9 protein-coding genes are annotated in these 10,179 nt (G+C 59.4%); 7 read left to right on the top strand and 2 right to left on the bottom strand.

Annotated elements, in window-relative coordinates; all coding sequences use genetic code 11:
* The first annotated feature begins 9 nt into the window (after positions 1-9).
* Positions 10-1,485: a signal recognition particle protein gene (gene ffh, locus RX395_RS05050; protein ID WP_022093830.1), complete on the top strand. Its 1,476-nt coding sequence runs from the start codon at positions 10-12 to the stop codon at positions 1,483-1,485.
* Between the two features lie 237 nt (positions 1,486-1,722).
* Here ffh and RX395_RS05055 read toward each other — a convergent pair whose 3' ends face one another.
* Entirely contained in the window at positions 1,723-2,487 is a 765-nt protein-coding gene (locus RX395_RS05055) for a DUF134 domain-containing protein (protein ID WP_316365940.1), read from the bottom strand.
* Between the two features lie 216 nt (positions 2,488-2,703).
* Between RX395_RS05055 and thyA the strand changes: the two genes are divergently transcribed.
* From thyA to RX395_RS05075, 4 genes are all read left to right on the top strand, one after another.
* Positions 2,704-3,552 (top strand): thymidylate synthase, encoded by an 849-nt coding sequence (gene thyA / locus RX395_RS05060; RefSeq protein ID WP_316365942.1) that lies wholly within the window; start codon positions 2,704-2,706, stop codon positions 3,550-3,552.
* A 9-nt stretch (positions 3,553-3,561) separates the two neighbouring features.
* The gene (locus tag RX395_RS05065) at positions 3,562-4,080 is read left to right on the top strand and encodes a dihydrofolate reductase (protein ID WP_316365944.1); all 519 of its coding nucleotides are present in this window, start codon (positions 3,562-3,564) and stop codon (positions 4,078-4,080) included.
* Positions 4,081-4,189: 109 nt separating this feature from the next.
* Positions 4,190-5,104: a TrmH family RNA methyltransferase gene (locus tag RX395_RS05070; RefSeq protein ID WP_316365946.1), complete on the top strand. Its 915-nt coding sequence runs from the start codon at positions 4,190-4,192 to the stop codon at positions 5,102-5,104.
* A gap of 124 nt (positions 5,105-5,228) precedes the next feature.
* Positions 5,229-6,578, top strand: a complete 1,350-nt coding sequence (locus tag RX395_RS05075) for an MATE family efflux transporter (protein WP_316365948.1) — start codon at positions 5,229-5,231, stop codon at positions 6,576-6,578.
* An 84-nt stretch (positions 6,579-6,662) separates the two neighbouring features.
* On the opposite strand, the gene RX395_RS05080 is transcribed toward RX395_RS05075, so the two are convergent.
* Complete coding sequence (locus tag RX395_RS05080; RefSeq protein WP_316365954.1) at positions 6,663-7,118, bottom strand: cob(I)yrinic acid a,c-diamide adenosyltransferase; 456 nt, start codon at positions 7,116-7,118, stop codon at positions 6,663-6,665.
* Between the two features lie 122 nt (positions 7,119-7,240).
* On the opposite strand from RX395_RS05080, the gene ftsH reads away from it, so the two are divergent.
* Positions 7,241-9,133: an ATP-dependent zinc metalloprotease FtsH gene (gene ftsH / locus RX395_RS05085; protein WP_171021520.1), complete on the top strand. Its 1,893-nt coding sequence runs from the start codon at positions 7,241-7,243 to the stop codon at positions 9,131-9,133.
* Between the two features lie 75 nt (positions 9,134-9,208).
* Positions 9,209-9,700 (top strand): 2-thiouracil desulfurase family protein, encoded by a 492-nt coding sequence (locus RX395_RS05090; protein WP_316365950.1) that lies wholly within the window; start codon positions 9,209-9,211, stop codon positions 9,698-9,700.
* Positions 9,701-10,179: the final 479 nt, after the last annotated feature.

A 10,179-nucleotide genomic window follows, 5' to 3' on the forward strand; every position in this document is an offset into this window, starting at 1 on the left:
GAGTGACTAGTGTTTGATTCTCTGAGCGATCGCCTCAACGACACATTTGACCGCCTGCGCGGCAAGGGTAAACTGACCGAGGCCGATATCACCTCTGCCATGCGCGACATTCGCATGGCGTTGCTCGAGGCCGACGTCAACTTTAAGGTCGTCAAGGAGTTTGTCGCCAAGACCAAGGAGCGCTGCATGACCGCCGAGGTCATGGAGTCGCTGTCGCCGGCGCAAAACGTCGTCAAGATCGTGCTCGACGAGCTCACCGAGATGCTCGGTTCCACCGAGAGCAAGCTCGTCTTTAGCAACCGCATCCCCAATGTCATCATGCTCGTGGGCCTGCAGGGCTCCGGTAAGACTACGGCAGCCGTAAAGCTGGCTTATCTGCTCAAGAAGCAGGGTCGCTCACCGCTACTCGCCGCGTGCGACGTCTATCGTCCTGCCGCTGCCGACCAGCTGGCCACGCTTGGCGGAGAGATCGGCGTGCCGGTCTTCCGCGGTGACGGCGAGCACCCGGTCGATATCGCCAAGGGCGCCATCCAGGAGGCCGTCGACCACCTGCGCGACGTGGTCATCGTCGATACCGCCGGTCGCCTGCAGATCGACGAGCAGATGATGCAGGAGGCCGTGGACATCAAGAAGGCCGTCAAGCCCGATCAGGTGCTGATGGTCGTTGATGCCATGACCGGTCAGGATATCGTCAACGTCGTCTCGACCTTCGCCGAGCGCACCGACTTTGACGGCGTGATCATCTCCAAGCTCGACGGCGATGCCCGTGGCGGCGGCGCGCTTTCCGTGCGCCAGGTGACCGGCAAGCCCATCAAGTTCGTGAGCATGGGCGAGAAGCCCGATTCGCTGGAGCCGTTCTATCCCGATCGTATGGCCAAGCGCATTCTTGGCATGGGCGACGTTGTCGGCATTATCGAGAAGGCCCAGGAGGCGGCCGACGCCGAGCAGCTCGAGGCTGCCGAGCGAATGCTGCGCGAGGGCTTCACCATGAACGACATGCTCGACCAGATGAAGGCCGTCAAGAAGATGGGCGGCATGAAGGGCATCCTGGGCATGCTCCCCGGCGGCCAGCGTGCGCTCAACCAGATGGGTGGCAACCTGGACGAGGGCATCTTCGATAAGAACGAGGCCATTATCATGTCGATGACCAAGGAGGAGCGTCTGCGTCCCTCCATCATTAATGGCCAGCGCCGTGCCCGCATTGCCAAGGGCGCCGGCGTGACCCCCACCGAGGTCAATAGCCTTATGAAGCAGTGGGGCGAGATGAACAAGATGATGGGCCGCATGCGCACGATGGCCAATCAGGCACAGGCCGGCGGCAAGAAGGGCAAAAAGGGTAAGAAGGGCAAAAAGATGCGCATGCCCAATATTCCCGGCCTAGATGCCATGGGTCTGGGCGGTATGGGTGGCCTGGGAACGGGCGGCCCCAAGTCCGATATGGACCTGCTGCGCCAGATGGAAGCGCAGATGCGCAACAAGAAGTAACGACTAGTTGAGTCGTGTATGGCGAAGGCCGCCTGGATGGTATTCCAGGCGGCCTTCGCCGTTTGTTCGCCGTTTGTTCGCCGTTTGTTCGCCGTTTGTTCGCCGTTTGTTCGCCGTTTGTTCGCCGTTTGTTCGCCGTTTGTTCGCCGTTTGTTCGCCGTTTGTTCGCCGTTTGTTCGCCGTTTGTTCGCTGGTTGTCGCACGCGTGGAAGCGCGTTCTCGACGAGGTGCTTGCCGCTAGTGACAGCCGCAGCCTTCGTGCCCGTCATGGTCGTGGTGACCGTGGCAGCCGCAGGACTCGCCATGCTCGTGGATGTGCTCGTGATCATGTCCATGGCAGTCGCAGGTGGCCTCGCCGTTCTGTGCGAGCGTGCCGGCGATAAGTGCCTCGACGCAAGTGTCGCAGTTGCCCTGGGCACCTGCGTATACCGTGATGCCGGCTTGTGCAAGCGCGTTGATAGCGCCACCGCCGATACCGCCGCAGATGAGCGCGTCCACGCCGCCGTTGGCGAGCAGACCCGCCAGGGCGCCGTGACCGGTGCCGCCGGTGCCCACGACCTGCTCGTTGAGCACCTTGCCGTCCTCAATGTCGTAGATCTTGAACTGCTCGCTGCGGCCAAAGTGCATAAAGATGTTGCCGTTGTCGTACGTGGTTGCCACCCTCATGGTGTCGACCTCCTTTGCTGGCCATGCGGCCATTGTCGTGGTGATGGGGGAGTACGCGATGTTTCCGCCTTCGATGACGATCGCCCGTCCATTGACCAGCGCGTTTGCCACCTTGCGATGCGCGCGGCTGCAGATTGCCGCCACCGTGGCGCGGGCAATGCCCATGCACTGGGCGACTTCCTCCTGATTGAGGCCTTCCAGGTCGCATAGGCGCAGGACCTCGAGCTCGTCGACTGTCATATCGATGGCGTCTCCGCTGGCAAGGCCGTCTGGGGTAAAGCCGCGATATTCGGGGATGATCCCAACACGGCGCAATTTTTCGCGTCTTCCTGCCATGCGCACTCCTTATCTGACATATGTCAACAATAGAATAGCGAACGCGCAGATTTGCGCAAGGATTTTCTGGCATATGTCAGAAAAAGGCAAAGGTGTTCCGCTTGTGAATGCGGTCCGTGCTGCCGTGCATTGCGTGTGCCCGTCCAAGTGTCCAATCCGACACTGCACGCCTGGGCTACAATAAAAATCGCTTATAGGCGACTGACAGGAGGGTCAATGAGCAAGGCTGATCAACAGTTTGTAGCCATGTGCCGCGACATTCTGGACCATGGCACCACCACCGAGGGTCAAAAGGTCCGCCCGGTGTGGGAGGACGGCACCCCTGCCTATACCATTAAAAACTTTGGCGTTACGGCACGCTACGACCTGCGCGAGGAGTTCCCTGCGCTCACCCTGCGCCGCACGGCCCTCAAATCTGCCATGGACGAGATCCTGTGGATATATCAGAAGAAGTCCAATAACGTGCATGACCTCAACAGCCATATTTGGGACGAGTGGGCCGACGAGACCGGTTCAATCGGCAAGGCCTATGGGTATCAGATTGGCCAGAAGAGCCATTACGCCGAGGGTGACTTTGATCAGATGGACCGCGTACTGTACGACCTCAAGCACACGCCGTATAGTCGTCGCATTATGACCAATACGTACGTGTTTAGCGATCTGTCCGAGATGCACCTTTATCCGTGCGCCTATAGCGTGACCTATAACGTGACGCAGCGTACTCAGGACGACAAGCCGACGCTCAACATGATTCTCAACCAGCGCAGCCAGGACATTTTGGCCGCGAACAACTGGAACGTGTGCCAGTACGCCATTTTGCTGATGATGGTCGCGCAGTCGGTCGATATGATTCCCGGTGAGCTGCTGCACGTGATCGCCGACGCCCATATCTATGATCGTCATGTCGATATCGTCCGCGAGCTTATCGAGCGTCCGCAGTTTGCGGCACCCAAGGTAACGCTCAACCCCGATGTGCATGACTTCTATGCGTTTACGACCGATGACCTGATCGTCGAGGGCTATGAGCACGGCCCGCAGGTCAAGAACATTCCCATTGCGGTGTAGGTGGTGCTCATGACGTGTAAGCTATCTGCTATCGTCGCCGTGTGTGACGATTGGGGCATTGGGTGCGAGGGCGACATGGTGGTGTCCAATCGTGCTGACATGCGCCATTTTGTGGCGTGCACCAAAGGTTGCCCGGTCATTATGGGGCGCAAGACTCTGCTGAGTTTTCCCGGCGGGCGTCCGCTCAAGAACCGCCGCAATATCGTGCTTACCCGCGACGAGAGCTTTGCCTCCGAGGGCGTCGACGTGGTGCATAGCGTTGACGAAGCGCTCTCTGCGGTTGCCGATGAGCTCGTTGCCTGGGTGATCGGTGGCGGCGATGTCTATCGGCAGTTTTTGCCGTACTGCGTGGAGGCCGAGGTCACTCATAACCACTGCGTCCATCCCGTGGACACGTACTTTCCCGACTTGGACGCCGATCCCGCGTGGGAGATTGCGCAGCGTAGCGGGGTCGCGACGATTGCCGCCGGTGAGGGTGACGAGGGCGTCGATTATGAGTTCGTGACGTATCATCGCGTTGAGGCGTAAATCGTCTGGCGTGAACGGTATCATCGGGTTGATTGAATGCATGGGGCGGCGCTTAGCGTCGCCTCGTTTGGTATAGATGTGCTGTAAAGAAGGGTGTGGGCTGGCTGCTATGACTGATGCCGTTGAGGTTCTGCGAATTGATTCGCTCGAGGACGAGCGGCTCGATGCCTACGTGCGGCTGACCGAGCGCGAGCTGCGCTGTGTGCTGGAGCCGCAAAAGGGCATCTTTATCGCCGAGAGCGCCAAGGTTATCGAGCGCGCGGTGCGTGCCGGATACCAGCCGGTGAGCTTTCTTTTGGGCGAGCGCTGGCTCGACCAGATGATGCCGCTGTTTGACCAGCTTGTCGTGCGCGAGGGAGCGGGTCCGGTTCCCGTGTTCGTGGCCTCCATGGAGCTCATGGAGCAGTTGACGGGCTTTAACGTGACGCGCGGCGCGCTGGCGGCGTTCCGTCGCCCGCGTCAGATTCCGGTTGATGAGTTCTTGGGCGGCGTCGTCGAGGCGGCGGGGGATCGTCCGGTGCGCGTGTGCGTGCTTGAGGGTATTGTCGACCACACCAATGTTGGCGCGATTTTCCGCTCGGCGGCTGCGCTGAACGTCGATGGCATTTTGGTGAGCCCCACTTGCTGTGACCCGCTGTACCGTCGCTCGGCCCGCGTGAGCATGGGCACGGTTTTCCAGGTGCCTTGGACGCGCATTGACAGCGAGGCGCGCGTATGGCCGCAAGATGGGCTGGCGGCGCTGCACGATGCCGGCTTTTCGTGTGCCGCCATGGCGTTGACGGACGATTCCGTATCGTTGGACGATCCCGCGCTGCAGGAGATTGATCGCCTGGCAATCTTTATGGGCACCGAGGGTGCTGGCTTGGGCGCCAAGACCATTGCGGGCTGCGACCGAGCCGTGCGTATTCCGATGGCGCACGGGGTCGATTCGCTCAACGTGGCCGCGGCGAGCGCCGTCGCCTTTTGGCAGCTGTGCCCGCACGTGAGTAATGAGTATCACTACCAGCCAGGTTTGTATCACTAGGCAGTTTTCCGCACCGTGCTCTAATTCGGGGTGTTTCGGTCGCCGCCAGTCGGTGCTAAGCTAGTATTGGCTTTGGTCTTAAATTGCCGTTATGTTGTTTGACGTACGCTGGCGGGGAGGGCGTGTGGCTAAGAAATCTACGGCTATCGATGTAACGCAGGGTGTCATTTGGCAACAGCTGCTGTCGCTGTGCGTTCCCATCTTTTTTAGTTCGTTTTTTCAGCAGGCCTACACGCTTATCGGTACGTATATCGTTGGCCAGTTTGGCGGCAAGCTCGCGCTGGGTGGCATTCAAGCCACGATGGTGCTCACCGAGCTCTGCATTGGCTTTTGCGTTGGCGTCGGCGCCGGCTGCGCGGTCATTACCGGTCAGTATTTTGGCCAGCACGATGATGAGCGACTGGGTCGTTCGGTCCATACAGCCATGACGCTCGCGCTGGTGGGCGGTATCGTTTTCTCGATTCTTGGCATAGTGTTCGTTGAGCCCATGCTGGTGCTTATGAACATGCCGCATGAACTATTGGCCGAGGGTGTGGCCTATGCTCGCTGTTATTTTGCCGCGATGGTTGCGGCACTGCTGCTCAATATGGGAACGGCATTGCTGCGCGCCGTGGGCGACACGCGCGGGCCTGCTGTGATCATCGCTTCCGGCTGCCTTGTTAATGCGGTGCTGGATGTCATCTTCGTTGCCGTGCTTCATATGGAGGCTCTGGGCTGCGGCATCGCGGTGGCGCTGACCATTTGCTCCAACGCCACGATGATTGTGATTCGTATGATGCACGCTCCGGGTGCATGGCGTCTTTCGCTGTCTAAGCTCGGCATCGATCGCGGTATTTGCAAGAGTATGATCTCGTGTGGTCTGCCACTCGGTTTTCAATCGGCTGCCTATTCGATTTCGAACGTGCTGATCCAGGTGTCGGTTAATTCGTTTGGCGCCGATGTCACGACTGCTTGGGGTCTATCTGGGCGCCTGGATGGCATTATCTGGATGGTGACCGAGGCGCTCGGCGTATCGATCACTACGTTCTCGGCGCAGAACTTTGGCGCGCGCAATTACGAGCGCATGCGCAAGGGCTACCATACGTCGCTCGTGCTGTCGTTTATGCTCATTGGTGGCCTGTCTGCCGTGCTGCTGGTGTTCTCGGGTCCGCTGTCGCGTTTGTTTGTCGACGATGCTTCGATTTCGGCGTACACCACGACCATCCTCCATTTCATTGCGCCGTTCTATGCGATTTTCTCGATTATCGAGAACGCCTCGGGTTCCATCCGCGGTGCCGGCGTGAGCTTGCAGCCGATGCTGCTCACGATTTTTGGCACCGTCGTGCTCAGGGTGATCTGGGTGTTTGCGATTATGCCGTTCGATCCGTCGCTTGAGCACCTGCTTCTGGTCTACCCCGTAACCTGGCTCATCACCGCCACGATGTTCACCATCTACCACCACAGCGGCAACTGGCTCGGCCGCGCCACCGCCTAATGATCCCTTGGGGCGGAGGAAAATGGATCATTGCTCTCCGTCGCGATGTCGATGATCCGTTTTCCTCCGTCCCCTTCGGATCAATTAGTATTCGATGCCTTGGCGGGCTAAGAGGCCTTCGTCGAAGTAGTGTTTGACGGGGCGCATTTCGGTGACTAAGTCCGCGAGGTCGGCCAACGGCAGCAGCCCGCGACCGGTGAGCACGAGCTCTGTGGTGGTAGGCTTCAGTGCGATCAGCCCCTCCACATCCTTGCGCGTCACGAAACCTCGGCGCATGGCCTCGCCGAGTTCGTCCAAAATCAGAACATCGACCTGTGATATCTGCACGCATGCGAGCTCCATGATCTGCGCCGCGCAGGCCTCGGGCGTGTCGCGGTCGGCTTGTACGATGCGCAGACCCAAACGGGGCGCCGCATCATGCTCGGCGCAGTGAAGTTTCTTGGCAAACTGCAGCCTAAGAACGTCGAGTCCGTAGCCCGTCGCGCGCAGCGCGAGCCCCAGCGCAGCCGTCGTCTTGCCCTTGCCGTCGCCTGTATAGATTTGAACCTTGCCGACTTACAGTGATGCCATCTCTGTCCTTTCGTGCCCGGCGTCGGTTTATCGCCGTCCGGGTTGGGTATTCTAGAAAGCATTATCAACCCCAGTAGATGGAGTTCAAGCAGATGGAGATGGATGACAACAAGCGTAGACGGAATATGATCCTCTACGTGCTCATCGCCTTCGTCGTCTACCTCGTGCTCTCGACCGTTCTGTTCCCCAACATCGGTCACACGCAGCAGATTACGAAGACCGATTACTCGACGTTTGTCAAGGCGCTCGATAAGAAGAGTGTCGACAAGGTCGAGTACAACACGGACGATTACTCGATTTATTACACCAAGAAGGGCGAGGACGAGAACATCGCCTATAAGACGACCGGTGTGCCGAACGATGCGGGCTTTACCGATCGCGTGCTTGAGTCTGGCGCTTCGCTGGAGTCGGTCGTTCCCGATAAAAACTCGGGTTTGATGACCTACTACCTGCTCACCCTTATTCTTCCCATGGCGATTTTCTTCCTCATCGGTTGGTGGCTCAACCGCCGCATGAAGAAGGCCATGGGCGATGACGGCCCGTCGATGAACTTTGGCGGCGGCGGTTTTGGCGGCGGCGGACTGGGTAAGTCCGGCGCGCGCGTGATCGCCTCCAAGGACGTGGGCGTGACCTTTAAGGACGTCGCTGGCCAGGAAGAGGCCAAGGAGTCTCTCAAGGAGGTCGTCGACTTTCTGGAGAAGCCGCAGCGCTACGAGGAGATCGGCGCCAAGCTGCCGCGCGGTGCTCTTCTTGTTGGCCCTCCGGGTACCGGTAAGACCCTGCTTGCCAAGGCTGTTGCCGGCGAGGCCGGTGTTCCGTTCTTTAGCATTTCGGGCTCTGAGTTCGTTGAGATGTTTGTTGGTCGCGGCGCTGCAAAGGTTCGTGACCTGTTTAAGCAGGCCAAGGAAAAGGCCCCGTGTATCGTCTTTATCGATGAGATTGATACCATCGGTAAGAAGCGCGATGGCGGCGGCTTTAGCGGCAACGACGAGCGTGAGCAGACGCTCAATCAGTTGCTGACCGAGATGGATGGCTTCGATAACCACAAGGGTATCGTTGTCCTTGCCGCAACCAACCGCCCCGACAGTCTCGATCCGGCGCTGCTGCGCCCCGGTCGTTTTGACCGCCGCATCCCCGTCGAGTTGCCCGATCTGACCGGCCGTAAGAACATCCTCGAGCTCCACGCCAAGAGTGTGAAGACCGAGCCGCCGATCGATCTGACCGCGATTGCCCGCGCCACGCCCGGTGCCTCGGGCGCCGACCTGGCCAATATCATCAACGAGGGCGCTCTGCGCGCCGTTCGTGAGGGTCGCAAGCGTGCAACCCAGGATGACTTTGAGGAGTCGGTAGAGGTCGTCATTGCCGGCCAGCAGCGCAAGTCCACGGTGCTTTCCGACCACGAGAAGCAGGTCGTTTCCTACCACGAGATCGGCCATGCCATCGTCGCTGCCCGCCAAAAGGGTTCCGCGCCGGTTACCAAGATCACCATCGTGCCGCGCACGAGCGGTGCTCTTGGCTATACCATGCAGGTCGAGGAGGACGAGCGCTTCCTGACGACACGCCAGGAGGTCTTGGACAAGCTTGCCGTCTACTGCGGCGGCCGTGCGGCCGAGGAACTCATCTTTGGCGAGATGACGACCGGTGCCGCCAACGATATAGAACAGGCCACCAAGCTCGCCCGCAACATGGTGACGCGCTTTGGTATGTCCGACGAGTTTGGCATGATGGCGCTCGGTACCGTTCAGAATGCGTACCTCAACCAGGACACGTCGCTCACCTGCGCCCCCGGTACGGCCGAGCGCGTGGACGCGATTGTCGCCAAGCTGATCGAGGATGCGCACGACCGCGCCCTGCAGATCCTGAAGGAGAACAAGTTTAAGCTCCACGAGCTGGCTCGTTATCTGTACAAGAAGGAGACGATCACGGGCGAGGAGTTTATGAACCTCCTCACGCGCGAGAATCCGCTGATGCCGAAGCAGCAGTAATACTAGTTGCGCAGTGTCAATCGCCCCATTTGAGTGTGCATCTCAAATGGGGCGTTTTGCGTGGGGGAGTTGTATATGAAAATCGTAGTGAGCGCCTGCTTGATGGGTGAGAGCTGCAAGTATAACGGGCTCGATAACTACCATCGCGAGCTGGTCGAAGCGTGCGAACGCACGGGGACCGAGGTCCTGTTGGTATGCCCTGAGGTTTTTGGTGGCTTGCCCACGCCGCGCAAGCCGTCCGAGATTGTTAACGGCGAGGTTCGTACCTGCGAGGGCATCTCGGTCGATCGCGAGTATCGCCTTGGTGCCCAACGTGCGCTCTATATGTGTGAGCAGGCAGGCGGTCCGTCCGAGATAGCTGCGTGCGTCTTGCAGGACCGTAGCCCCTCGTGCGGTGCGGGTCGCGTCTACGATGGCACCTTTAGCGGTACGCTAACCGCGGGCAACGGTGTTTTTGTCGATCTGCTGCTGCGTCACGGGTACCGCGTGATTTCGGCTAGCGAGTTCGATCCCAGCATGATGGAACATTGTCCACAGCACTCGAACCCAACACTTCCTCACGGGTGACCGTTTTGGCATCATCCGTGAAGTTGATATTGAGTACGACCCGGTCATCAAAGACGTAAACCGAGTTGACAGGCGCCGTACCCAGGCAGTCCCTCCCGTCTCTTGCGCCCCTCCCGGATCTGTCCACATCAGTTTAGCCAATCCAGTCCGCCAAGGGCTGCAGCCCGGACAACGCGGCGATGGAGGGCTTCTTCGGCCTGCTCAAGAAGGAGTTCTGGCACGGCAGGGACTGGTCGGAATGGACCCCTCCCGCTTCATCGAGGAGCTCGGGGGCTGGATCGGCCGATACGATACGGAGAGGCGCAGCGATGCGCTCGGTGGCCGCACGCCGGCCGAGTTTCGCTCCGCGCTGGTGGAGTGGGTATGATGAATTGGACACCTAGTTAAGAGCGAAAGGTGTTCAAGATGACCCAAAGAAGAAAGCGATACGACAGGCAGTTCAAGGTCTCGGCGGCAAAGGTGGTCCTGTCCGGGGAAAT

The sequence above is a fragment of the Collinsella aerofaciens genome, assembly GCF_032584215.1.
Lineage (GTDB): Bacteria > Actinomycetota > Coriobacteriia > Coriobacteriales > Coriobacteriaceae > Collinsella.

Excerpts from the sequence above, each read along its gene's own strand:
- thyA (WP_316365942.1), top strand. The coding sequence starts at position 2,704 with ATGAGCAAGGCTGATCAACAGTTTGTAGCCATGTGCCGCGACATTCTG.
- RX395_RS05090 (WP_316365950.1), top strand. The coding sequence starts at position 9,209 with ATGAAAATCGTAGTGAGCGCCTGCTTGATGGGTGAGAGCTGCAAGTAT.
- ftsH (WP_171021520.1), top strand. The coding sequence starts at position 7,241 with ATGGAGATGGATGACAACAAGCGTAGACGGAATATGATCCTCTACGTG.
- RX395_RS05065 (WP_316365944.1), top strand. The coding sequence starts at position 3,562 with ATGACGTGTAAGCTATCTGCTATCGTCGCCGTGTGTGACGATTGGGGC.
- RX395_RS05055 (WP_316365940.1), bottom strand. The coding sequence starts at position 2,487 with ATGGCAGGAAGACGCGAAAAATTGCGCCGTGTTGGGATCATCCCCGAA.
- RX395_RS05070 (WP_316365946.1), top strand. The coding sequence starts at position 4,190 with ATGACTGATGCCGTTGAGGTTCTGCGAATTGATTCGCTCGAGGACGAG.